This window comes from Chryseobacterium sp. UF-290, assembly GCF_058245615.1.
This window is the reverse complement of record NZ_JBSICB010000001.1, coordinates 269,702-295,126: the sequence shown is the minus strand read 5'-3', so window position 1 is coordinate 295,126 and position 25,425 is coordinate 269,702. Positions and strand designations below refer to the sequence as shown.

At 37.0% G+C, this 25,425-nt stretch carries 24 protein-coding genes; 17 read left to right on the top strand and 7 right to left on the bottom strand.

The genetic code is table 11. The annotated features are described in order from the left end of the window. Positions 1 to 8 precede the first annotated feature (8 nt). Positions 9 to 1,940 (top strand): M1 family metallopeptidase, encoded by a 1,932-nt coding sequence (locus tag AC4IF5_RS01335; protein WP_490730928.1) that lies wholly within the window; start codon positions 9 to 11, stop codon positions 1,938 to 1,940. Positions 1,941 to 1,969: 29 nt separating this feature from the next. Here AC4IF5_RS01335 and AC4IF5_RS01330 read toward each other — a convergent pair whose 3' ends face one another. After that, a complete protein-coding gene (locus tag AC4IF5_RS01330; RefSeq protein ID WP_490730926.1) occupies positions 1,970 to 2,848 on the bottom strand; it encodes a cupin-like domain-containing protein in 879 nt (292 codons plus the stop codon). A 159-nt stretch (positions 2,849 to 3,007) separates the two neighbouring features. Between AC4IF5_RS01330 and kbl the strand changes: the two genes are divergently transcribed. From kbl to gldG, 4 genes are all read left to right on the top strand, one after another. Next, on the top strand, positions 3,008 to 4,204 hold the full coding sequence (kbl, locus tag AC4IF5_RS01325) for a glycine C-acetyltransferase (protein ID WP_490730924.1): 1,197 nt from the start codon (positions 3,008 to 3,010) through the stop codon (positions 4,202 to 4,204). Positions 4,205 to 4,375: 171 nt separating this feature from the next. After that, the gene (locus AC4IF5_RS01320) at positions 4,376 to 4,927 is read left to right on the top strand and encodes a CopD family protein (RefSeq protein ID WP_490730922.1); all 552 of its coding nucleotides are present in this window, start codon (positions 4,376 to 4,378) and stop codon (positions 4,925 to 4,927) included. Between the two features lie 59 nt (positions 4,928 to 4,986). Beyond that, the gene (locus AC4IF5_RS01315) at positions 4,987 to 5,715 is read left to right on the top strand and encodes an ABC transporter permease (RefSeq protein ID WP_490730920.1); all 729 of its coding nucleotides are present in this window, start codon (positions 4,987 to 4,989) and stop codon (positions 5,713 to 5,715) included. Positions 5,716 to 5,719: 4 nt separating this feature from the next. Then, positions 5,720 to 7,390 (top strand): gliding motility-associated ABC transporter substrate-binding protein GldG, encoded by a 1,671-nt coding sequence (gene gldG, locus AC4IF5_RS01310; protein ID WP_490730918.1) that lies wholly within the window; start codon positions 5,720 to 5,722, stop codon positions 7,388 to 7,390. Positions 7,391 to 7,455: 65 nt separating this feature from the next. Here gldG and AC4IF5_RS01305 read toward each other — a convergent pair whose 3' ends face one another. The 5 genes from AC4IF5_RS01305 to AC4IF5_RS01285 form a co-directional block, all read right to left on the bottom strand. Further along, positions 7,456 to 8,121, bottom strand: a complete 666-nt coding sequence (locus AC4IF5_RS01305) for a hypothetical protein (RefSeq protein ID WP_490730916.1) — start codon at positions 8,119 to 8,121, stop codon at positions 7,456 to 7,458. 311 nt (positions 8,122 to 8,432) lie between these two features. Beyond that, the gene (locus AC4IF5_RS01300; protein WP_490730914.1) at positions 8,433 to 9,677 is read right to left on the bottom strand and encodes a serine hydrolase domain-containing protein; all 1,245 of its coding nucleotides are present in this window, start codon (positions 9,675 to 9,677) and stop codon (positions 8,433 to 8,435) included. 281 nt (positions 9,678 to 9,958) lie between these two features. Further along, a complete protein-coding gene (locus AC4IF5_RS01295; protein ID WP_490730912.1) occupies positions 9,959 to 10,777 on the bottom strand; it encodes a DUF2314 domain-containing protein in 819 nt (272 codons plus the stop codon). A 37-nt stretch (positions 10,778 to 10,814) separates the two neighbouring features. Further along, on the bottom strand, positions 10,815 to 11,453 hold the full coding sequence (locus tag AC4IF5_RS01290; RefSeq protein WP_490730910.1) for a hypothetical protein: 639 nt from the start codon (positions 11,451 to 11,453) through the stop codon (positions 10,815 to 10,817). 112 nt (positions 11,454 to 11,565) lie between these two features. Continuing rightward, positions 11,566 to 11,994, bottom strand: coding sequence for a DUF4268 domain-containing protein (locus AC4IF5_RS01285; RefSeq protein ID WP_490730908.1), 429 nt, complete (start codon positions 11,992 to 11,994; stop codon positions 11,566 to 11,568). 384 nt (positions 11,995 to 12,378) lie between these two features. On the opposite strand from AC4IF5_RS01285, the gene AC4IF5_RS01280 reads away from it, so the two are divergent. The 3 genes from AC4IF5_RS01280 to AC4IF5_RS01270 all read left to right on the top strand — a co-directional run bounded on the left by AC4IF5_RS01280 (position 12,379) and on the right by AC4IF5_RS01270 (position 14,164). Further along, the gene (locus AC4IF5_RS01280) at positions 12,379 to 12,786 is read left to right on the top strand and encodes an RrF2 family transcriptional regulator (protein ID WP_490730906.1); all 408 of its coding nucleotides are present in this window, start codon (positions 12,379 to 12,381) and stop codon (positions 12,784 to 12,786) included. A gap of 111 nt (positions 12,787 to 12,897) precedes the next feature. Beyond that, on the top strand, positions 12,898 to 13,785 hold the full coding sequence (locus AC4IF5_RS01275) for a sulfite exporter TauE/SafE family protein (RefSeq protein WP_490730904.1): 888 nt from the start codon (positions 12,898 to 12,900) through the stop codon (positions 13,783 to 13,785). A gap of 88 nt (positions 13,786 to 13,873) precedes the next feature. Continuing rightward, a complete protein-coding gene (locus AC4IF5_RS01270; protein WP_490730902.1) occupies positions 13,874 to 14,164 on the top strand; it encodes a putative quinol monooxygenase in 291 nt (96 codons plus the stop codon). 163 nt (positions 14,165 to 14,327) lie between these two features. Here AC4IF5_RS01270 and AC4IF5_RS01265 read toward each other — a convergent pair whose 3' ends face one another. Further along, entirely contained in the window at positions 14,328 to 15,623 is a 1,296-nt protein-coding gene (locus AC4IF5_RS01265; RefSeq protein WP_490730901.1) for a T9SS type A sorting domain-containing protein, read from the bottom strand. A 305-nt stretch (positions 15,624 to 15,928) separates the two neighbouring features. Here AC4IF5_RS01265 and AC4IF5_RS01260 point away from each other — a divergent pair, with 305 nt between their 5' ends. The 9 genes from AC4IF5_RS01260 (at position 15,929) to AC4IF5_RS01220 (ending at position 25,422) form a co-directional block, all read left to right on the top strand. After that, entirely contained in the window at positions 15,929 to 18,034 is a 2,106-nt protein-coding gene (locus AC4IF5_RS01260; protein ID WP_490730899.1) for a TonB-dependent receptor plug domain-containing protein, read from the top strand. 16 nt (positions 18,035 to 18,050) lie between these two features. Next, positions 18,051 to 19,163, top strand: a complete 1,113-nt coding sequence (locus AC4IF5_RS01255; RefSeq protein WP_490730897.1) for an HmuY family protein — start codon at positions 18,051 to 18,053, stop codon at positions 19,161 to 19,163. 21 nt (positions 19,164 to 19,184) lie between these two features. Further along, the gene (locus AC4IF5_RS01250; protein ID WP_490730895.1) at positions 19,185 to 20,063 is read left to right on the top strand and encodes a heme/hemin ABC transporter substrate-binding protein; all 879 of its coding nucleotides are present in this window, start codon (positions 19,185 to 19,187) and stop codon (positions 20,061 to 20,063) included. Continuing rightward, a complete protein-coding gene (locus tag AC4IF5_RS01245; protein WP_490730893.1) occupies positions 20,047 to 21,087 on the top strand; it encodes a FecCD family ABC transporter permease in 1,041 nt (346 codons plus the stop codon). Before AC4IF5_RS01250 ends, AC4IF5_RS01245 begins: the two co-directional genes overlap by 17 nt. Then, positions 21,087 to 21,860: a heme ABC transporter ATP-binding protein gene (locus tag AC4IF5_RS01240; protein WP_490730891.1), complete on the top strand. Its 774-nt coding sequence runs from the start codon at positions 21,087 to 21,089 to the stop codon at positions 21,858 to 21,860. The genes AC4IF5_RS01245 and AC4IF5_RS01240 overlap by 1 nt, the downstream gene beginning before the upstream one ends. Positions 21,861 to 21,862: 2 nt before the next feature. Then, positions 21,863 to 22,513 carry a class I SAM-dependent methyltransferase gene (locus AC4IF5_RS01235; protein ID WP_490730889.1) on the top strand — a complete coding sequence of 217 codons (651 nt, stop codon included), beginning with the start codon at positions 21,863 to 21,865 and terminating at the stop codon, positions 22,511 to 22,513. Positions 22,514 to 22,517: 4 nt separating this feature from the next. Beyond that, positions 22,518 to 23,546: a hemin-degrading factor gene (locus tag AC4IF5_RS01230; RefSeq protein WP_490730887.1), complete on the top strand. Its 1,029-nt coding sequence runs from the start codon at positions 22,518 to 22,520 to the stop codon at positions 23,544 to 23,546. Between the two features lie 148 nt (positions 23,547 to 23,694). After that, on the top strand, positions 23,695 to 24,567 hold the full coding sequence (locus AC4IF5_RS01225) for a ChaN family lipoprotein (RefSeq protein WP_490730885.1): 873 nt from the start codon (positions 23,695 to 23,697) through the stop codon (positions 24,565 to 24,567). A 225-nt stretch (positions 24,568 to 24,792) separates the two neighbouring features. Then, the gene (locus AC4IF5_RS01220; RefSeq protein WP_490730883.1) at positions 24,793 to 25,422 is read left to right on the top strand and encodes a peptide deformylase; all 630 of its coding nucleotides are present in this window, start codon (positions 24,793 to 24,795) and stop codon (positions 25,420 to 25,422) included. Positions 25,423 to 25,425 lie beyond the last annotated feature (3 nt).

Here is a 25,425-nt window from a genome sequence, read left to right as displayed (position 1 = left end):
TTGTAAGTATGAAAAAGTTCTATCTTTTGATATTGGGATTTTTGATATCCCAACCGTTTTACGGACAGAAACAGGATGAAAATATTGATAAAAAAGGATTGATCGAAAAAGAAAAAAAATCCTTTACCCATAAAATGAATATCGGTAATGTCAACCCCAACACCCTGAATTATGACCTGCAGTACCAAAGAATGGATGTTAGCCTCGATCCGGCAGTTAAAAGCATTTCCGGTTCGGTGACCTCTCATTTTAAACCTACGCAGAATATGGGAAGTATTTATTTTGATCTTTCCAATACCCTTACAGTTTCCCAGGTGAAATACCACGGGAACAATATTACTTCCTTTCAGCAGCTTTCATCCAAAGAAATAAAGATAGATTTTCCGGCTTCTATTCCTGCGAATACTTTAGATTCTCTTACAATCTATTATTCAGGAGTTCCTTCTTCCGCCAATGATGCTTTTTCTACCGGCTTACAGGGAGGTGTTCCTGTCCTTTCCACACTAAACGAACCTTATGGAGCACAGGATTGGTTTCCTACCAAGCAGAGCCTGAATGATAAGATCGACCGTTTTGATTTTAAAATCACTACCCCTAGCGCATACAGTGTAGCTGCCAACGGAAAGCTGATGTCTGAAACTTTTCCTACCGGTTCCACAAAGCTTACATTCTGGAGGACCATGTATCCTACACCGGCTTATCTGATCGCACTGTCTATCACAAATTTTGTCAAGTTAACGGATACCATCGGAAACCCTCCGTTTCCATTTATCAATTATATCTATCCGTCCACCAATGCAACGCCGTCCAGTATAACCAATATCAATTGGACCAAACAGATTATGAATACTTTTGAAACGTATTTTGGGGAATATCCTTTCCGCAATGAAAAATACGGGCATATGGAATATTTGTATGGAGGAGGTATGGAGCATCAGACCATGTCTTCCATGGGGGGATGGAATAAAACGCTTATCGCTCATGAGCTTGCCCACCAGTGGTTTGGAGATAAAGTAACCTGTGGTGCATGGAACGATATCTGGCTTAATGAGGGCTTTGCTACCTTTGGAGAGCATGTGGCCTATGAAAAATTACTCATGACCAACACTGAATTTATGAACTATCTGAGAGATCAGATCGATTATATTACAGGAAATGCAGGAGGAAGTGTTTATGTTCCTGATAGTGGTCTTTCCAGTATTGGCAGGATATTTGACAGCAGGCTTACCTATGCAAAAGGAGGATATATCCTGAGAATGCTGAAATGGGTGTTAGGTGATGACGCTTTTTATCAGGCGCTTAAAGAATATCATGCACGGCCGGCTCTGGCTTACAGCTATGCGAGGACTTCAGACCTTAATGCTTCATTGCTTCAGTCTACAGGAAAAGATTTTACGGAGTTTTTTAATGATTGGGTGTATGGTGAAGGATATCCTTCCTATAAAATAAGATGGCAGCAGTCCGGAAGTCAGACTTTATTTAATGTTATTCAGACCCAAAGCAGTCCTACGGTAAGTTTCTTTGAAATGCCTTTACCTGTAAAAGTGAACGGAACTGGAGGACAGACTGCGTACCTGGTGCTCAATAACACTTCAAATAATCAGTATTTCCAGGAGTCGGTATCTTTCCCGATTGCAAGTGTACAGTTTAATTATGAGAATCAGATCCTGGAAAAGAACTCTACGGTTACTCAGGATAATACTTTAAGTGTTTCCGCAGCAGAAAAAGATGGTTTTGCTTTATATCCCAATCCTGCCAGGAATGAATTGTACCTGAAGGGAGTAGCCAGAGCAACAGATTATTCTATTCATTCAATTGACGGAAAGCTGGTAAGAAAGGGAACCTATCAGCCTGGAAAGACAATAGGAATTGCAGAGCTTGTTCCCGGAGCTTATATTTTTACTGTTGAAGAGAAGAATATTAAATTTATTAAACACTGATAAATGTAATTATAAAATAAAAGAAGCTTTCATATTTGAAAGCTTCTTTGTTCTTTTGCTGCTTTTGTTCCTCTTTCTTTAGCGATCTTTACCTTGTACCTGAACCATCTTTCTTTGAACAGGTTACGCATAATATTATCAAAATGTCTTGTGATCACCAGGTTTTTAAAACCTCTCCATTTTTCAAGAGGACTTGAAGGCAATGCCCTTACAGATACAGAATACCCCTCAGTGTCATATTGAATATAATGCCACCAGCCTGATGGAATGTAAAGGGTTTCACCGGGATGAAGAATAGCTTCATAACCGTTTAAATAGAGTAAGGCTGGGTATTTTCTGTAATCAGGATTTTTTATTTGTGCCAGACTATGAAAATTATAGGGCAGTTTATACATCAAATCAGACTGCTCCCAGGGAAAAAGCCAGATCCTTTTGATTCCCTGAAACTGAGTGATGAAAACATGAGACATATCGATATCAATATGATTTCTGGTAACAGATCCCTGGCCTCCAAAAAACATGAAAGGAAGCCACTTTAATATTTTACCATTTGTCACGTCATTGTATATAATATCATTTTTAAGTTCAGGCTGAATGCTGAGCAGATTGAATAAGAAAAGCCTGTGTTCAGTGGGAGCGGCTTTTATCAGGTCAAGATATTCTGAAAATGTAGTCTGCGCAATGGGATCACTTGCCACCCTGTCTAATGAGTCAAGCTCACTGCCATATATGTTGACTTTATGATTCCCTGCTATTTCTTTGAAATAGTCATAATTCCATTTTTTAAACGCGGGACTGTCCGGATCAACAAAGTCTTCAAGAATAATGGGAAGCCTGGGCTTCATATAGCTGCTAACAAAAGTTTCTGAACTGATTTTCTTTATTTTTTCTACCGGCTTTAATTTCATGTTCTCGTATTTTAAGCAAATATATAAATATTATCCTACTAAATTTATAGACTAATAGTGTTAAAACTGAATATGAGATCAAATTTTTAGAATTAAACTTATAAAAGGTTTTATTTTACTGCCTTTTTAGTAAATTAGCACATCTAAAAATTACTAAAAATGGTCTCTGAAAAATACCTTCAACATTTACAGAACGAACTTCAGAATATTGAGAATGACGGACTTTACAAAAGAGAAAGAATCATCACCTCTCAGCAGAGTGCGGAAATAGAAGCCAACGGTAAAAAGCTTTTAAACTTCTGTGCCAATAATTACCTGGGATTATCCAACAACCCTGAGGTAATGAAAGCTTCACAGGATATGATCCAGTCACACGGATACGGAATGTCATCGGTACGTTTCATCTGTGGAACACAGGATATTCATAAAGAACTGGAAAAGAAGATCGCTGATTTCCTTGGTCTTGAGGATACGATCCTTTATGCGGCTGCTTTTGATGCCAACGGAGGTGTTTTTGAACCTTTATTTACCGAAGAGGACGCTATTATTTCAGATGAGCTGAACCATGCTTCTATCATTGATGGGGTTCGTCTTTGTAAAGCAGCAAGATACAGATATAAAAATAATGATATGGCTGATCTGGAAGCTCAGTTAATTGCAGCTTCTGAAAAAAATCACCGTTTCAAAATTATTGTCACAGACGGAGTATTTTCTATGGACGGTATTGTTGCTAACCTGAAAGGCGTTTGTGACCTTGCTGATAAGTATGATGCTTTGGTAATGGTTGATGATTCCCATGCAACCGGATTTATCGGAAAAACAGGCCGTGGAACGCACGAGGCTAATGAGGTGATGGGAAGAGTAGATATTATCACTTCTACATTAGGAAAAGCTTTAGGAGGTGCTTTAGGAGGGTTTACTTCCGGTAAAAAAGAGATCATCGATATGTTGAGACAGCGTTCAAGACCTTATTTATTCTCGAACTCACTGGCTCCGGGAATCGTAGGTGCTGCCCTGAGGGTATTGGATATGATCTCTGCAGATACCTCACTTCGAGATAAAGTAATGGAGAATGCTGACTATTTCAGAACTGAAATGAAAGCTAAAGGTTTTGATATTCCGGATGGTGATGCTGCCATCGTTCCGGTAATGCTTTATGATGCCCCGCTTTCTCAGAAAATGGCTGAAAAACTGATGGATGAAGGAATCTATGTAATCGGGTTCTTCTATCCTGTGGTTCCTAAAGGAAAGGCCAGAATCAGAGTACAGTTATCCGCTGCGCATACCAAAGAGCATTTGGATAAAGCGATTGCTGCTTTTGAAAAAGTAGGAAGAGAATTAGGAGTGATTTCTTAATATTTGGATTGGCCAATACAATGAAAATATAATGTTCGGCTCAGGGCAGCGAAGCTGCCTGAGCCGAACAATTTTTTATATAAATCAGATTTGATTGGATTTTCCTGATCAAAAGAAAATTATTTTTAACAATTGTATAATAAGCTTATCTTTGCTGTTAATTTTTTCTGAATGCTTTATACAATAATCAAAGCGCTGCATATTATTTTTATGGTAAGCTACTTTGCGGGAATTTTCTATCTCGTGAGGATTTTTGTTTATTATAAGGATACTGATGAATTTCCGGAAGAAAAAAAGAAAATTCTGAGAGAGCAGTATACCTTTATGGCCAGAAGGCTGTGGAATATCATTACCGTTCCGGCAGGTGTCATTATGGCGGTATGCGGATTGGTTATGATCTTTTTAAATCCGGGACTGATGAAAATGGGCTGGTTTCATTTGAAACTGACGTTCCTTATCGGGCTTGCCGTTTACCATTACTGGTGCTGGAAAAAGGTTCTTCAATTAAAGACACTGAACGGAAATACATTAGAAATTGCCAATATCAAGCTGAGACAGGCGAACGAAATTGCTACTTTCATTCTGTTCCTGGTAGTATTTACCGTCATCTTAAAATCTATGGCAATTGAATACTGGTGGCAATTAATCACAGGATTTTTCGTTCTTGTATTTCTGATCATGATGACCGTAAAACTGGTTAATAAAAATAAAAAAAACAAATAATTGTTGAAGTGTAGTGTATACATTCATACGTTAATACTTTTTACATTTTAAAAAAAACTATGATTGCAATTTTAAAGAAAGAACTTTGGAGTTACTTTGGAAACTGGAGCGCATGGGTGATCATTGCTGCTTTCAGTCTGATCGCAACCCTTTTCCTGTTCTTTTTCGACAACGACTCTAATATTTTTGAGATCGGAATGGCGTCTTTGCAGAGCTATTTCGTATTGGTTCCCTGGCTGCTGATGTTCATCATTCCGGCCCTTTCAATGAAGACTTTTGCGGAAGAGCAGCAAACCGGAACATTAAACTGGCTTTTCTCACAGCCGTTAAAAGTTTCAGATCTGGTAACAGGAAAATTCCTTTCCGTATGGATCGTAGGAATTTTGTGCCTGATTCCGTCATTGATCTATCTTTATACGGTGTATGTGTTGGGGGTTCCTGCCGGAAATATTGACCTTGGGATGACTTTCGGGAGTTATATCGGGTTGGTCATCTTAATTGCAGCATTTTCAGGAGTGGGAATTTTAGCTTCTTCATTATCTCAGAATCAGATCATGGCTTACCTGCTGGGTGTTTTCATGTGCTTTATCATGTACTTTGGAATCGAGCAGCTGGCAAGTTATAAACTTTTGGGTGGTGCGGATTTTATTCTTCAGAATATAGGTTTTTACCAGCATTTCTTAGGCTTTACAAGAGGTCTTATCGACTTTAAGGATGTGGCTTATTTTATTCTGGTGATCGGTGCTTCGTTAGTATTGTCCAATCATTTTATTAATAAAAAGAAGTAGAGTTATGAAGAAGATCAATGCTAAATCTCCACTGGGAATTTTCTTAATTGCTATTATTCCTTTGGTTATTATCCTGACCTATTCAGGAATCAGATTAGATTTGACAAAAGAAAAAAGATATACGCTTTCAGACAGCACTATTAAAGTATTGGAATCCGTTAAAAAACCTTTGACCGTTGAGGTTTATCTTGAAGGAGACTTCCCGGCAAGCTTTAAGCAGCTTCAGGGTGAAACAAAGTTCATGCTCGAAGAGTTCAGGAAGATCAATCCGAAGATCGATTTTAAGTTTATCGACCCGATTAAAACCAAGATGTCTCAGGATACACTGATGGCTATGGGAATGCAGCCTTCGATCCTTCCGGACGTTAAAGACGGAAAGATTTCACAGATCACTCTTTTTCCGTATGCCGTTATCAAATATGGGACTGATGGGGTTTCTATTCCCCTGGTGGTACAGCAGGCTGGGATTGATGCGGACCAGCAGCTTACAAGATCCATCGAAGGTCTTGAATACAGTCTTGTTTCAAACATCAAGAATATTGCCGCTGGTGAGAGAAAAAAAATAGGAATTCTGGTCAATCATGATGAACTGAATCCTGATGAGTTCCAGGGGTTTGTGCAATTGGCGATGGAGAATTATGATGCCGGACCCATTATTCCTAAGAATCAGACTGAGCTTTCTCTGGAAGATGTTCCTTTACTGAAGCAGATGAGCGCTCTGGTCATTGCAAAACCAAGAAAAGCTTTTACAGATAATGAAAAGGTGATCCTTGACCAATACATTATGAATGGCGGGAAAACCCTTTGGATGATTGATGCTGTAAATGCCGAAATGGATACGCTGACAAGATCCAAAAAAGTAATGCCTTTCCCGGTTGATATTAATATGACAGATTTCTTTTTCAATTATGGAATAAGAATCAACAATGCTTTGGTAAAAGACGTTAAAAAGTTTGCTTTATTAAGATTGGTCACAGGTGAGGTGAGCGGAAATCCACAATATACAAGTTTACCGTGGCCTTATTTTCCACTTGGAATTGCTGAAAACAATAACCCGGTAACAAAAAATATCAATCCTGTAAAATTTGAATTCCCGACTTCCATCGATACATTGGGAGGAAGAAAGAACATCAGTACAAAAGTTCTTTTCGAATCCAGCGAAAGAACATTGCTGAAACAGGTTCCTAACTACGTGGATCTGAAGGAAATTGCAAGTGTAGACAGTCTTGGACAAATGGAAAAGCCGAGTACGCCGAAGATTTTTGCCGTAGCTTTGGAAGGAAAGTTTAATTCCGCTTATGCATCAAGAATTGAAAGAAAATCTTATCCTGGATTTAAAGCAGCAAGCCCGGAAAACAAAATGATTGTAATTGCAGACGGAGATGTGGGAAGAAATAAAATAATCAAGGGAAAACCGCTTCCGTTAGGGGTAGATCTATTGACGAACGAACAGTTTGGAAACGAGCAGTTCCTTAGAAATGCACTAGACTATCTGCTGGATGACAGTAACCTGATGGAGCTGAGAAACAGGAATATTGAAGAAAGACTTCTGGACAGGCAAAGAATTACCGATGAGAAATCCAACTGGCAGTGGCTGAACTTATTGCTCCCACTGGCAATTATTGGTTTGATTGGAGGATTGTTTTTCTGGCTGAGGAAAAAGAAGTTTGGATAGAATATAAAAAGTCCGGAAGAATTTTCTTCCGGACTTTTATTTCAATACTATTCAGCCTGGTACAATTAATTCAGTTTAATGGTTCCTGAAGAAGGAGCTCCACCGCCTGCAGGAGGAGGACCACCGGCAGAAGCCTGATCTGCTAACATACGGTACTGTGCTGTTCCTTTTTCAGTTTTAATAGTTCCGGAAACCGTGTACAGATAAAGATCTCCCGAAACAGAATAACTGTTTGTAGAATTATTAACGTAAAAATTAATTTCTACCGTTGACATTTTTTTGGCCAGTGCCAGGAAAGTATCCATCAAGGCAGTGATCTGATCCTCAGTAAGCCCTTTTGACTTCATTGACTCTTTTGTTTTTTCATAAGATGCAGAAGCACCGCCACCACCGAAGAACCAGGTCCAGATCGAAAGATTGGCGCTCGCAGCTGTTTTTTCGAACTCCTTAACTTCTTCCTGGGCACTTGCATTCAACATACCCATGGCAAGCTCGTTGAGTTTTCTTACATCTTCGCTTGACATAGCGTTGATCTGAAGTTTTGCCTTGATTCTTCCTTCTGCATGGGCTGGTACTGTATAAGAAAGTCCTGTAAGCTGACCTTGCCCTGCTACCTCGATAGAATAAGATTCTGTAGCTGATCCTGCCAGTCTTGCCGGTTCTTCGAAAATTACTCTTTTAAAAGGATCATTAATTCCTACCTCAGTTCTTGTGATTTCAATTGTTTCCATTTTTTTTGTTTTTGGTTATTGATTAGTTTTTACCCGTTATAATATTATAATGAGCTGGTCTTTTCTGTTTTAATAACTCAAAGTAACAAAGAAAAAGAGAGGGGTATTAGAGTATAAATAACCAAATATTATTTTGCGTGGAAATACTTATTTTTGAGAGATTTACAATGTAAATCCGCAATGATATTAAAATGATGATTTTTCAGATGAAGTTTGAGCGTTTTATGATTTAAAATAATTGATCATTTAAACTATAAACTCAATTTTTTGATTGAAAAATTGATCAATTGAAAAGAAATAAATCTACAGGTTTATTGTATGCTCTTTAGCTTATTCTGATATTTTTCCAGCGCGTTCCAGATCCCGTAAAAAGCATCATTCCCTTTTTTATCTGAAAAATTGGTATTAAAGATCATAATTCTTCCCAGATTATTTTCAGGATCGAAGAATAGCATTGACATTACCCCGGGATCTCCACCTGTATGGCCAATATATCCGGTATAGCCAAATCCCATGAATATTCCTGCATTATAAGACTCACTGTATGGGTTTTGGTCATTTCTTTCAATAAAGTTGGCAGCAGTAAGCTGTGGTGTAAAATATTCTTTGTAGCTTTTCTGTGTCAGGATGGTCCCTTTTCCGTTATACCCTTTGATAAGCTCGGTTAAAAACTTACTCAGATCATTGATGTCCGTTATAAATCCACCGTCAGGATAAGTGGCTGTCTGGTAGTAGGGAAGAGGGGTATCGGGGCTTTCATACAGTCTGGAAAAATTTGAAAACTTTACTTCGTCAAATGACCATCCGGAATTTTTCATCTGTAAAGGGACCAGGATATATTCTTTGGTAAAATTACTAAAGCTTTTTCCGGTTGCTTTTTCTATAATAAAGGCGGCCAGAGCAGTTCCTGTATTTGAATATTCATAGATCGTTCCCGGTTTATGGGGTGAAAAGCTGTTGTTATTCCAGTTTCCGTTTTCTGCCAGTACATTTTCTAAAAATACAGCCATTGAAATGATAGAATCTGACGGATTAAATACCTGCTCATCATCAAAATTCAGCTTTAAATCCTTTAAGTTTTGATTGGATTTGAGAAAGTAATTTTTGGATAAATAAAACTCATTATCAACAATAGAAGAGGTATGAGTAGCCAGTTGCCGGATCGTAATGGGGGTTTGTGGGAAATTCGGATGGGTAATTGTGAAGGGTAAATATTTTTGGACAGGATCATCCAGATGCAGTTTTCCCAGTTCCTGTGCTTTCAAAAGGGCAATTCCTACCAATGTTTTAGATACTGATGCGATATTCTGAATGGTGTTCTCAGTATAAGGTTTCTTTTCTTTCACATCTGAAAAACCAAATCCCTTTTGATATAAAGTTGATCTTTCGTCAACAATTGAAACCGCGAAACCATTGAATGATCCCTGCTGGTATATTTTATCTATAGCCATATTCAAAGAATCACTGATACTATGATTGATATGATGGGATTGCTTTACCGAATGGCATGAGGTCAATATCCAAGAAATAAAAATCAATAATAAAATTCTTTCCATATGTTTTTTATAATAAGACATTTGTCAAAGCTGTTTTGTTACAGGTAAATTACTAAAAAGAAATGATCTTTCAGGATAAGAAGATATTTGATATAAGCATTTGCGTCATCTGTGAAATCTGCGGGAGGATTATACTTTCCATAAACTTGTATAGAAATTTTCGTCAATATTTATAAAACCGTAAACAAAAAAGAGAAGCACATGCCTCTCTGTATTTAAATGTTTCAAAAGTATTTAATCTTAGTGTCTGCGGTTAGGCATTAATCTGTTTCATTATTAATTTACCCTTCCAATACCGGAATAATGTGTTCCCATTTAAATTCTTTTGCATAATCCAGTGCTGTTTTTCCTTTTCCTGATTGAATGTTTTTATCAGCTCCCGCATCCAGAGCGGCTTGCACAATGGTTAAATTCCCGGCAATGGTTTCCCGGTGGAGAAGGGTCAGTCCATTTTCATCCATATGGAAAATCTCATCGGGATATTGCTGTAAAAATTGAGCAAACTCTTCTTTCATATTTTTGCTCATAGGATGCTCAATGAGGTTTTCCGGATTTTCTTTCTGATTGTTGACAACCTGGATGTCGTTAAAATCTCCGAAGTCAAGCTGCCATGCCGCGTCATGTTCCTTTCTTTCCGTCCCGGACATATCTGCACGCATTTTCTGAATGGTAAAGCCGCCGTAGGCTTTGGGAAGCACGGGAGATGACGAAGAAAACAGTCTGGAAAGACCTTTGGGTTTCTGTACATTGGGAGTGATCGCGAAAAGCCAGTCGCTTATATGGTTTAAAGGAACTTCAACATAATCGCCAACCTGTATGTTTTTTAGGCTGTGAGGCTCGTTGATCAAGTATCCTTTGACATTCTCACCATCAAAAAGCACTTCATTGATCCACATATGTTCAACCAGATTTTCTCCGGTTTCTTCATCCTGTTCCTGAAAAAGGGTTTTGACGCAGGCTACATTGAGTCCGGGGATAATTCTTCTATATTCCCAGGACTGCTCACGCCAGAAATACTTAAATGTTTCCTGTGCTTTCTGATACGCCCTGATCATTTCCGGGTCATTTCCGTCTGCAAAAAAAATTGAGCTGTTCTCCATAAGCAATGAATTGTAATTAGGTGATAAAATAAACGATTTAGTCTTGGTAGGCTTCCTGAGGAAGTAATGCTGCTGTTCTGTAATAACTGATATCAGAAGGGCATTGTTCCTGAAGATCCTGGAAGGTATCATAATCATAATGTGCCCAGTTTTCTTCATTTTCAGGATCAGAAGTCTTGTCAATGGCAAGTTCCAGTTTTCCGTCTTCCTGGTAGCTGCATTCTATGGCAGCATACTTTTCACCATTTTCATCAGTAGTATACCAGCATTTTATGGTCTTTTCAAGCTGTGGCTCCTGTGTTTCATTGTCAATGACCTGGGAACAGATAAAATTTTCAGGATCATCTGCTCTAAAGACGGTTTTGGATATTAAAGGCAGATCACCTACAGACAGAGAATAAAGTTTGTTGGTAGAAATAATAAAACCGTCAGACGTTTCTCTTCTTTCAATGTCAAAAAAATCGGACTTTTCCTTCAGGTAATTGAATACCCTGCTCTCATCTTCTCCGTCACTCAGAAAATAATTGATGTTGTATATACTGTCCTCACTGATAAATTCAATTTCTTTGAGGAAATCCGAACCATCTTCATAATAATACAGATGATGTTCACTTTGCTTTACAGCACTGCTTTTGGAGATGACTTCTCCAAAAATGTTTTTGTACACTTTTCTCATTTTTAATCATGTTAGTTAGTTTCATCTATTAGTTTAAGTGGTATGAAGCAAAGATAAGTTTTCTTTTTTATCTTAACCTTAAGTGTATTATAGTATTATTTTCGTAAGTATATCAAATATCCTTTATAAAATCCTCATATTCGTAGTAGAATCTTTCAAATCCATCCATTTTGGCAACAAAAAATTCAAAAATTTCCTGCCATGTATTTTTATTGAAGATCGATACGTCATGTTTTTCCACCCAAATCCTGCTGATAATCTTACCATTTTCTAGCTGGAAATGTTCTTCTTTGTAAAAGTCCCCGATAAAATCTTTTAAAATATCTTCCAATGACCAGATCTTTTCATAATAAGCATTACGGAAGATTTCATCTTTCATTTCGATGTCTAATGACACTTCTGCTTTTTTATTGTCTGCAGAAAATTTGAATGCCATATCCTTGACTTTGGTATCGTAGAGAATCCACTTTCTCGGAAAAGATTTCCCAAAAGCTGTCCAAAAGTCTTTCTTTAACTGCTGTGCCTCTTGTTTACTGAACATAGAACAAACATAATGATTTAATGGCAAAAAGGCAAAAAGGTCAATAGTCAAAATTGTTAGAGTGGGCAGATGGGTAAAGCTGGTAAGGCTGAGAGGGCAAAGAAAGTTGAGAAGGTAAAGAAAGTTTTTTACTTCAGTTTGAAAACAGGCTATTTGTTTAAATCAAAACGAATGGCAGAGAAAAAAAATTCAAAGAAGTTTATTGGACCTATTTAAGTTTCCGGGATTATACTTACCTTTTTATCAGAGGTTACCGTTAATACATTACTTTGCTTATTAGCCTTCTTTACTTTTTCACTGTTTCACATTCTGTCCTTTTACCCTTTCGTCGTTTCACTCTTATGCCTTTTTCAGATATTAAACTATTTTCTTACTTTTGCTGTAATGCTTTCGAAAAAATCTCAATATGCGTTTAAGGCACTTTCATATCTTGTAGAAAAAAGGAATGAAGGCCCAATTCTTATTTCCGAAATTGCGGAACATAAAAAGATTCCTTTAAAGTTTTTGGAAAATATTCTGCTTGAACTGAAAAAAGCGGATATCCTTGATAGTAAAAAAGGAAAAGGCGGAGGGTATTTTTTTAAGGAAAATCCTGAAAATGTGAAGCTGGCAAAGATCATTCGTCTTGTAAACGGACCTATTGCGATGCTTCCATGCGTAAGTCTGAATTTCTACGAGAAATGTGAAGACTGTAATGAAGATCACTGCGGCTTGCATGACGTGTTGATCGAAGTCCGGGATGCTTCCCTGAATATTTTGGAGAGAAAAACTTTAATGGATCTGGTCGACTGACCCGATCCTTTTTTTGAATTATTAGTCTATCTTTTTGGTAGGATAATATTTTTATCAGATATTTGCAATGCTTCAGAGGAAGCAATTACACACTGAAACGAAATATTATTTATGGTAATTTCAAGAAAAATTCAGGTAAGGCTTAATGTACTTTTCATAACGGTTACAGTTTTGGGAATTGTAGTATTTTCCATGTATGAATTGGGTTATCTGGATGAACTTTTAACTCTTTTAGCAAAAGACAATTATATTTTTTACTGGATGCTTCTGGTAGGTGTTTTTGCTGAAGTTGTGGCAGGCTCAATGGGAATGGGATATGGGGTGATCTGTACGACAACCCTCATGATGCTTAATATTCCGCCACATGTTGTAAGTGCAAGCATTCATTCTGCGGAAAGTTTTACTACAGCTGCGGGAAGTATAAGCCACATCAAACTTAAAAATGTAAGCAAAAATCTGGTCAAAAAACTGGCCGTTCCTGCTGTCATTGGTGCCATACTCGGAGCTGTTTCCCTGACCTATCTTGGGGAATATTATGCTAAAATCACCAAAACCATAATTGCATTTTACACCCTCTATCTTGGAATACAAATCCTGTCGAATGCTTTTAAGGATAAACAAAGCAAATCCCTGAAAAGAAAAACTAATCTTACCAGGCTTGGAGTAATCGGTGGTTTCATCGATTCATTTGCAGGAGGAGGATGGGGGCCCCTGGTAACCGGAACGCTGATCAAAAATGCATTTACCCCCAGATTTGCTGTAGGCAGCTCAACGGTCGCTAAATTTATACTGACGATAACAGCTGCTGTTACTTTTTTCTTTACCCTGGGCATCCAGCATTGGAATATCATTCTGGGGCTTCTAATCGGCGGAATTATTACCGCTCCCTTCTCTGCAATGCTTACAGCCAAGCTTCCGGTGAAGAAAATGTTTCTGATCATTGGCCTGCTTGTTATTATCATGAGCTCTATAACTATTTATAAATCAGTTTTTAATTAAAAAATACGCTTAATTCCAAAAAATAAAAGCATGAAAAACATATTTGGTTTTGAAAATATTTTACTTTTACATCACTAAATATTAGAACATGAATTTACATATCATTGCACTTTTTAAGTTTAATGAAAATTATTTGATGGAAGCTGTAGAGCTTTTTCAGAATCTGGTGAAAGAAACGAGAAAAGAAGAAGGCTGCCTTCAGTACGATCTTATTGAGGATAAGGATAATAAAGGAACCTTTTTTCTGATCGAGCTGTGGGAAAGTGTTGACCACCACAACAGGCATAACGGCCAGGATCACCTGCTGGATTTCCGCAGAGACGCTTCCAAAATGATGGAAAGCTCAGTGGAAGTTTATAAGGGATTTAAAATATACTAGGTAAAATTAAGAGATTAGGAGATTGAGAGATTAAAAAATTAATGACTGGATATAATATGCGCATGGTAATCTCTATATTTTTTAATTAAAAAATAAAAGGCGGTTTCAAGATTCTGAAACCGCCTTTTTATTAGAAAAAATAGAAAGTATTAAAATGAAATGTTTATTTTACGATAAGCTTTTTCGTTTCCGATTGCCCTCCGTAAGTGATTTTTACCATGTAATTTCCTGAAGTCAGGTGGGAAAGGTTCAAATCCTGTCTGTAGAATCCTGTCTGGTTGGTAAGTTCTGCAGAATATACTTTTTTCCCGGTAAGGTCATATACTTCTACATTCCCTTTGTTGCCTGTCTTTTCTTTAACATCAAATAAAACCGTAACCTTTTTGTCTGCGGTTGTTGGGTTAGGATAAATTCCAAAACTTGCTTTTTTACCTACCTCAGTGATTCCTAAAGTCTCAGTGATCTTTTTGTATTTGAAGTACATATTTCCGGTAGTTTGCCCACCATTGGAAATGAAATACATTCTGTAATAATCTGATCCTTGTTTTATATAATAAACTACATCAGAATAAATTCCTGTTGTTGGCTTCCATGAATGCCCAATAGTAGTGATATTATTAGAATAAGTTGCAGGTAAAGTTGCAGTTGCAGTTTCCTGTGTTTCCGGTTGTACTTTTGCAACAGAAATATTTGGATTTTGAATAACACCAGCCATTCTGTACATCATGGATCCTCCAGGATATGTATAGTCTGTCCAATATCTTGTAAACATTAAGTCCCAGTTGGCTCTTGGTGGTTCAAGATTGCTCACCTTATCGTTTGTAGTGAATGAGAAATAGTTAAAGTATGCGTCGTCTGAGCCGTTTGCGACTGTTTTTGTTTGTGTCGCATCCCAAGAAGTACCATTCCATTTCGAATATTTAAATGTATATCCTCCAAAATAATCTTCAATAGCAAATTTTACATATGTGTCATTAGGATATTTTAATACAAAGATTACCTTTCCTTCAATATGGTGAGTAAGACCATTATACATACCCCATCCTGTTGCGGGAAGCATTGGGTTGCTGGAGGTTATAGGACCTTTTTCAAATGCTCCTTCCCATAAATTATTTGTCTGATCAGGATTGTAAAGAGGATCTCCCCAAGAAGTGATATTAGCTATATTAATATTGTCCCAGTCAGCAAGATTTGTTGATGCAGTATATACCTCAATGCCTTTAGCATCATTAATTCTTGTTCCATATTCCATAACATTAACTCTCCAAAATGCAACGTCCCATGTATCAGCTTGCTGTGATACGGTATTATTAGCACTTAAATCAAAAAAAACACGGTTTTGGTAGCTAGGCCCTGTTGTTAAGTTAACCGTTGTGTATCCATTAGCATCTACTTGTGCTAATACAGTTTGACTTACACTTAATGCAAACATTGAAGCCAAAAGTAGCTTTGTTTTCATATTCTTTTATTTAAAAATTATTCCACAAAAGTAAATATTTATTTTTAATAGTTCTAAATAAAAACATGATTTTTGTCTTTTTTATGTTCGAGTATAACTCTGGTGGTTAAATCTGTTCTTCAATTATTTACCACCTGACATAAATCATAATAATTCTAAAGTCGTTACGGTATATAGTATTTGAATGATTTTTAAAGCAGTTTTTAATCCATAATTCCATTTTTGCTTTAATAATTCCACAAAACGATTATTTATTTTTAATCGTTCTAAATAAAGTTATATATTTGTCGAAAATTTGTACCCTTATGAAGAAGAAAGTGCTTTCAATTCTATCATTATCCACTATTTTTTGGATGAATGCACAGGAAAAAGATTCTCTTAATCAGAAGAAAATTGAAGAAGTTGTCATTACAGGACAATATATGCAACAGTCTGTTAACAAATCTATATATAAAGTAGAAATTATTGATGCACAGCAGATCAAAAATATGGCAGCAACCAATGTTGCGGATGTCTTGAATCAAAGCCTTAATATACAAATCACACCAGATACAAGATCGGGAAATTCTACGGCTAATATTATGGGACTAGATGGTAATTATGTAAAGATTCTGATAGATAATATACCGGTGGTTGGTGATACAGGATTGGGGAGCAATATTGACCTGACAAAGATTTCTTTAAGTAATATAGAGAGAATTGAAATTGTAAAGGGAAGCATGGGGGTTGAATACGGAAATGGAGCGGTAGCAGGAGTAATCAATATTATTACAAAGAAAAACAGTACAAAAAAAATAAATGTAAGGGGCTCGCTTCAGGAAGAAACTGTAAGAGATAACTATGACATTAAGAAAAAGGGTAATGGCAGACATATTCAGAATCTTAATTTAGATTATAATATTAATAATGAATGGTTTGCCAATGTGAATTTTAACCATAACCAGTTTATGGGATATGAAGGAGAAAGCAAAGGATATAAATATTTTGGTCAGGATAACAAAAGAGGGAATGAATGGAACCCGAAGGATCAGTATGATGCTTCCGGATTGATAAGATATACAAAAAATAAAACTACATTCTTTTATAAATTGTCTTATCTGCATGAGAAGTTCAATTACTATAATCCTGAAGTCATTAGAAATCCCCTTAATGATGGATTGGGTGGTGTAGCATATGAAAGTATAGACCGAGAGTACAATACTGAACGTTGGGTGCATCAGTTCAATATTCAGACCAACTTGGGACATATTCGGTATATGGGTGATTTTTCATATCAGAGCCAGGATAGAAAGTACTTTGATTATAATTATGATATCCCAAATAGAACAATAAAAAACAGTCAGGACGAAAGATCGTATTATAAAACAGATGTAATCTACTCCAGAGGAATGTTCAGTAATTTCCTGGATAGTAAAATCTTTGATTTCCAGGTTGGATATGAATTGGATTATACGGACGGATATGCGGCTTTGATAGCGGGAGATTTCTTTGGGGAAGCTGTAAAAAGAAAAATATTTACTTATTCCAATTTCGTTTCTGCAGAATGGAATGTTTCAGACAAGTTCTCCTTAAGGCCCGGAGTAAGACTTTCTGTTAGCGAAAATTTTGATAATCAGTACAATTATTCCCTTTCTGCCAGATTAAAAACTTCTGAAAATTCAAATCTTAGAGCCATCGTGGGATCAGCAAACCGGTTCCCAAAATATGAAGAACTTTACACCTATTTTGTAAACATCAATCATGATCTACAGGGCAATCCTGACTTAGATCCGGAGAAAGGGTTTTCAGTAGGGGCCTTCTGGGATCAGAATTTTACTACAGGTGCTGATTGGAAAATAAATTATAATGTAGATGCGCTATATCTTGATGTACAAGACAGGATAGAAATGGTTATGGTAAAAGAACCATCTACCTACAAATATATGAATATCAACAGATATAAGAATATGTTGCTATCTGCAAATGTGAACTTTAAAAAGGATCAGTTTGCCTTTTCTCTAAGAGGTTCATTAAACGGAACTTCTATAATAATGAATGATTTAAAATCTTCTGCACCTAAGGACTTTCAATACAATGTACAGGCAGGAGCTTCAGCAACCTATAAACTGAAAGATACCAATACTAATTTTTCCCTTTATTACAAGTATACCGGCCCGGAAAGAATTTATGTGTCGGATGCTGCCGGTGGGTTCCGTCTTGGAAAAACAGAAGACTTTCATATGATGGATTTCATTGTGAGTCAGCCTTTCTGGAACAATCATTTTGAAATTTCTGCAGGAGTGAAAAATATATTTGATGTAACCCGTTTGAACTCTACTGGGATAGCGGGCTCAGCCCATACTGCCGCATCAGGTACTGTTAATTTATATTACGGCAGAAGCTATTTTGCCAGATTAATTTTTCAATTTTAAATAATACATTACTATTATGAAGTTTTTAAAAATATTTTCTCTTCTTTCCGTGATGATTGCTACCCAGTCTTGTCTTTCTGCTGATGAGGATCCAGTAGCGGTTCCTCCTATGACAGGGTCGGAAGTGAATGTTGAAGTGGGTGGTCCTACAGAACCTAATCAGGTATGGATCGATTTAAGTGATTATAAAAATCCGTCCATCAATAAAAGAACGGATTGGGATCTTGGCTTTTATACAGGTGATGAATTCAGGGTAATTATGAACGGATCTATTGCAATGACGGTCATTAAAATTCCTAATGCAACTGATATTACTAATGTGAAGGAGGCAGATGTTATAGGGTTAAAGGAAATTGCTCAGGTGGGAACATTTACTCCTGAAAATTTGCAGTACGTAGACAATCCGAAAGGTAATTTTCTAACTCAGACTTCCGGTATTGATGCCATTAAAGAAAATGATGCTGAAAATCCTATTTATTTAATCAACCTGGGCAGGGAAATACCTAAATCCACTGGTATAGCAACTGGAACGGTTTCTTTGAACGGAGATCCAAGGGGATGGAAGAAAGTTCAGATTGTAAGAGCACCGAACGGATATAAAATCCGATATGCTGACCTGAACGCAGGAGGTGCAGATATTAAAGAATATATTATTACAAAAGATACAGAATATAGCTTTATGTTTTTTAACCTTAAAACAGGTACTCCCGTAAACATTCAGCCTAAGAAGAAAAAATGGGACATTGTATTTACGACATTTACCAATGAAGTATTTATGAACGGTAATAGTGCCGGTAGTTATTTTTTTGCAGACTTTATATCAACCAATATTCTTAACGGAGTAGGTGCTTACCAGGTGAGTGTCACAGGAAGTCTTGATCAGGCTTATAGTGTATTTACATTGAAAGATGTTGATCCTAGTAAGTTTATTTTTAATGACCAGAGAGCAATCGGCGATAAGTGGAGAACTACTACAGGAACAACAGAAGTGGAAGGAGCATTTGTGTATGCAGATCGATTCTTTGTACTAAAAGATGCAGAAGGTTTTTATTTTAAGCTTAGATTTAATAAAATGAAAAACCAGGATGGAGAACGTGGCTATCCTAACTTTGAATTCGAACCCTTATAATAAATCAAATAATAGTATATCATGAAAAAATTCATTCTTGCAGCTTCTGTTCTTATAGCAGTATACTCATGCAAAAAAGCAGAAGATGCCAAAAAAGAAAATACAACGGAAGCTGTTTCTGAAGCTCCGAAAAGCAATAATAAAATTGTAACTCTAAGCGGTGGTATTACAGAAATCGTTGCTGCTTTGGGTCACGAAAAAGAAATCGTAGGAACAGATGTTACCAGTACATATCCTGAATCATTAAAGACTACAGCCAAAAATTTAGGACATGTAAGATCAATTACTATAGAGCCGATCATGGCAGTAAGTCCTACTTTAATTTTAGCTTCTGATAAAGACATTAATCCGGAGCTGTTAGGAAAAATCAAGTCATCAGGAATCAAAACTGAAGTTTTCAAACAGGAGTACACCGTTGACGGAACTAAGAAACTCATTGCAGATGTTGCAAAGGCTATCGGAAATACAGATTATCAGAAATTAAATGATAAAATAGATGCCGATCTTAAGCAGATACAGCCGCTTGCTAAAAAGCCTAAAGTATTATTCATCTATGCAAGAGGAAATATGTTGATGGTGGCAGGTAAAAATACTCCAATGGAAGCGTTGATCAACCTTGCGGGAGGGGAAAATGCAATAAATGATTTTGAAGATTTCAAACCATTGACACCTGAAGCGGTAGTAAAAGCTAATCCTGATGTATTATTCTTCTTCGAAACAGGACTGCAGGGAGCGGGAGGAAACGAAGCAGCGCTTAAAATGCCGGGAGTTTCTCAAACGAATGCCGGGAAAAATAAGAAGATCATCGCAATGGATGGAGGTTTAGTGTCAGGTTTCGGACCGAGACTAGGAGAAGCAGCATTAGGATTAAACAAATTATTAGTTGAAAGCACAAAGTAAATTATACTTTTACATGACAATAAGTACCATACTGCTTGCTATTATAGCAGTATGGTCTATTAATACAGGGGTCTACGATTTTGGTGGTAGATCCGCGTTTGAAGTTTTAGGAAAAGTAATACAGGGAGATCCGGGTTTATCATTGAGTGATAAATATGTGGTTTGGGATGTAAGGGCAGCCAGAATTGTTATGGCTATTCTAATAGGGAGTATGCTGGCGGTTTCAGGAACAAGTCTTCAGGGGCTGTTCAAGAATCCTTTGGCAACGGGAGATTTAATAGGACTTACGTCGGGGGCAACACTGCTGGCGGCAATTGCGATTGTTTTAGGAGGACATTTCAAAGAATATCTTCCTGAAGCTGTACAATTTTCACTGGTAGGGATCTCTGCTTTTATAGGCTCTTTTATATCAATGATGTTGGTATACAGAATTTCAACCAGCGGCGGAAAAACCAATGTGGTCATGATGCTGTTGACGGGAGTTGCCATTACAGCGATCGGATTTTCGATTACCGGTTTTTTGATCTATATTTCAAAAGACGAGCAGCTTAGGGATTTAACTTTCTGGAACTTAGGAAGCCTGGCAGCGGCAACATGGACGAAGAATATTATTTTGGCCATTGTATTGGGACTTGCCTATATTATTTTATTGCCTAAAGGGAAGGCTTTGAATGCAATGATGCTGGGGGAGAAAGATGCGCAGCATTTGGGAATCAATGTCGAAAGGCTGAAGAAGCAGATTATTATTATTGTAGCATTAATGGTGGGAAGCTGTGTGGCATTTTCAGGTACCATTGGTTTTGTGGGACTTATTGTTCCTTATATCTTAAGGCTTTTATTCAAATCCAACTATGCTTTTATCCTGCCTTTATCAGCTGTATGCGGAAGTATTCTGTTACTGACTGCTGATACGTTCAGCAGAAGCATTGTGGCTCCTTCAGAGCTGCCGATAGGGATTCTGACGGCTTTAATGGGAGGTCCTATTTTTATCGCTATATTGGTTAAATTTAAAAAATCATTGTAATGATCAAGGCACATCAGATCAATTATAAACATAAGGAATTCCGTATTCTGGATGGAGTAGATGTTTCTTTGGAATATGGTGAATTTTTAGCCATTGTAGGACCCAACGGTGCTGGGAAGTCAAGCCTTTTAAGTGTTTTGGCTGATGAAATAAGAGTTGGAAAACAAAAAGTTTTGTTTAAAAATAAACCGATCCGGGAGTGGAACGTAAAAGAGCTTTCAAAGCACAAGGCCAAATTTTCACAGCATAACAGTAATGATATCCCGCTTGAGGTGAAAGATGTTGTCATGATGGGAAGATATCCTTATTTTGATGCCCAGCCCGGAAATGAAGACCTTGAAGCGATGAACAAAATGATGCATGAAACGGATATTACTCATCTTAAGGAAAGAGAATACAACACGCTTTCAGGAGGAGAAAAACAACGTGTACATCTTTCAAGAGTAATGGCACAGCTCGAAAATGATATTGCCCATAAACTGGTTTTTCTGGATGAGCCTTTGAATAATCTGGATGTAAAGCATCAGTATAAAGCACTGGAAATTATCAGGAACTTTACCCAAAAAGCTAACAGCGCCATTGTTGTTTTACACGATCTGAACCTTGCTGCACAATTTGCAGATAAGGTCTTATTAATGAAATCGGGAAGGGTTTCTGCGTATGGAACCCCACAGGAAGTTTTTACGGCAGAGAACATCAGCAATGCTTATAATTTCCCCTGTACCATCTGTGAACACCCTATTACCAATAACCCAATGATCATTTTTGGATAACCATGGAAAAAAAAGAACTAAAAATCCTTGCCCGGAATCTTGCTAACCCTCAGGGGGAAAAAGGTATTGAGATCGGTGAAATGATGAATGCCACTAACATCGGAATGACGGTAGAAAGTATCAGAGCCCTTCTGATTGAAGATGATGAGCATATCCTTGAAATAGGACACGGAAATGCAGGACACCTGAAAAATATTTTAAAGCTAGCCACCAATCTGAAGTATACAGGAATTGATATTTCTGAAACCATGCATACTGAAGCCAAAAAGTTGAATAAGGAATTTGATAAGCAGGCTGATTTTGTGTTGTATGAAGGGAAAAAGCTTCCTTTTGATAATAAAGTATTTGATAAAATATTTACAGTCAATACTGTGTATTTCTGGGAAAATCCGGTGGAATTTCTGAATGAGATCTACAGAGTGCTGAAGGATGACGGTACCTTCGTTCTGACATTCGGACAGAGGGATTTCATGGAAAAGTTACCATTTACAGCCTATGATTTTACACTGTACAATAATGATGAAATGGAAGAGCTTGTTTCTAAAAGCCATTTTAAAAGGATGAAAATTTCTGAAAAGGAAGAAGAGATAAAAAGTAAAACAGGAGACGAAACGATACAAAGAATTTATACAATTTTAACCATAAAAAAATAAAATAATGAGCACATTAGTTAATGATTTAAAGGCAAAATGGGAAGCTCTGAAAGCAGAAAATCCACATATAAGAATAAGAAATGCAGCGGCTCAATTGGGAGTAAGTGAAGCAGAGCTGTTAGTGACAGGTGTAGGGGAAGGTGTAACTGTCCTGAACCCTGATTTTCCGGCTATTCTTACTGAAGCAGAGCAATTGGGAAAAGTAATGGCTCTTACCCGTAATGATGAATGTGTTCATGAGAGAAAAGGAATTTATCAGAATGGTGATTTCAGCAGTCCTCATGCACAGCTTTTCGTAGGTGAGGATATTGATCTTAGAATTTTCCTTAACCATTGGAAATTTGCTTTTGCAGTCGTTGAGGGAGATAAAAAAAGCCTTCAGTTTTTCGGTAAAGACGGACTGGCGCTTCACAAGATCTATCTGACAAAGAATAGTAATGAAGGTGCTTTTGAGGCCATCGTAGAAAAATTCAGAGCTGAGGATCAGAACCAGGCATTTACTTTTGAAGCGGTAGCTCCAAAACAGCCTGAAAAATCAGACGCAGAAATTGATGTGGAAGGATTCAAAAAAGCATGGACAGAATTAAAAGATACTCACGATTTCTTCATGATGACAAGAAAATTCGGGGTAAGCAGAACTCAGGCATTGAGACTGGCTCCGGAAGGATTCACAAAGAAAATCGACAATGCTAAAGTAGTGAATATCATTGAGGATGCTTCTGAAAAGAAGACTCCGATTATGGTTTTCGTAGGCAACAGAGGAATCATTCAGATCCATACAGGGAATGTAAAGAAAACACTTTGGCACCAGCAGTGGTTCAATGTGATGGATCCGGATTTCAACTTACACCTGGATGTTACGAAGATCGCAGAAGCATGGATCGTAAAGAAACCGACTGAAGACGGAGAAGTTACTGCTATAGAAGTATTCAACAAAGAAGGAGACTTTATCGTTCAGTTCTTCGGAAAAAGAAAACCTGGAATTCCTGAGCTTCAGGAGTGGAAGGACCTTGTAGCAACATTAGAGCAATAATAATTAGATAATTTGAATGGGACCGTTTTGTTTGTAAATTCAAAGCGGTCTTTTTTATTGCAAAAGGCAGAAAAAGTAAATTTGTGAATTTGCTGTTATAATGTTATTGTGCCGAAATATTTGTGTAATTTGTGTTTAAATAAATAAAATGAAGAATATATTCATAGCGATTCTGCTGATAGGTTTCTGTTCACTGGGTGCACAGAATTTTAAGGCATATCAATTTTATGATAAAAAAGGAAAGGAAGTAAAGACGGATAAGATCGTCAAAGAACTGGCTGACTATGATGTGGTGTTTTTCGGAGAAAACCATAACAGTTCTATCAATCACTGGCTGCAGCTAAAGATTACGGAAGCTTTGTATGAAAAGAAGAACGGACAGCTTATTTTAGGAGCGGAAATGTTTGAAAGAGACAACCAGGCTCAGCTTGACCAATATTTAAATGGAAAGTTTGATGCCAAAACACTAAAAGACTCAGCCCGTTTATGGAATAATTATACGACGGATTATAAGCCGTTGGTAGATTTTGCTAAAAATAAAAAACTGAACTTTGTTGCGACCAATATTCCAAGAAGATACGCTTCACAAACAGCAAAAGAAGGGCTTGAATCTTTAAATAAACTTAGTGATAAAGAGAAATCCTATATTGCGCAGCTACCCATCAAAGTAACCCTGGAAACCCCGGGATATCCTGAAATGAAAAAAATGATGGGAGACCATGCAGAAGGAACAAAAGTGATGAACTTTATTTCTGCGCAGGCAACAAAAGATGCCACCATGGCAGAATCTATCCTGAAAAACCTGCAGGCAGGCAAGACCTTCATTCATTATAACGGAAACTATCACAGTAAAGAATTTGGAGGGATCTACTGGTATATCAAACAGAAGAATCCTAACCTTAAAATGGCGGTAATTTCTGTTTTTGAATCTGAGGACCCTGAGCTGAAGGTTCCTGCAAAAGATTATATTCCAACAGAATTTAATCTGATTATTCCTGAAGATATGACCAAAACTTTTTAATTTTTGCAGAGTGAATATTTTGCAGATTTAATGGATAAATTTTTATAATGAATTATCTCAGAATTCAATAGGAACGGGCTTTAGCCCGTTTTTTTATGGATAAACATCCAGTGGTTTTAGCCAAAACCTGAAAATAGCAATGCAAAATCTTTGTTGGCCAATTAAATTAAACTTATGAATCATTTTTATATCACAATATTTACCTTTGTATTACATTCAAAAAATATGAAAAAACTGTCCGTATTGTTTATCCTTTTTATAGGATTGATCCATGCCCAAAAGCTTACTCCAAACGAACTTTCAATCATTAACCAGGGAGATTTAAATAAAGCATTACCGATCTATCAGACTACCGATGTCAATCAGCATACAACATTGCTGAACCTTTCTACGGAAATCGATCCGCTTGATCCGAATACGGTAGTTTTGGTAAAAAGAATGAAGGAATCTTTACTTTCAACGGATGGGGGAGTAGGAATTGCAGCACCACAAGTGGGAATTAACAGAAAGATTATCTGGGTACAGCGCTTTGATAAAGAAGGGGCACCGTTAGAATATTTCATCAATCCTGTGATCGTATGGAAATCTGATCTGCAGAATCTGGGACCTGAAGGAGATTTGTCCATCCCGGATTTCAGAGATCAGTTTTACAGAAGTAAGGTGATTCAACTGGAATATGTGGATCTGAAAGGTCAGAAATACTCAGAAATTGTAGAAGGATTTACCGCAGTGATTTTCCAGCACGAAATCGACCATCTTTTCGGAATTCTGATTTCTGATAAAAAAGAAAAAGAAAAGAATGACTCATACAAAAAAGTAGATGCTTATCAGAAAAGTGATTTGAATAATAGATGATGA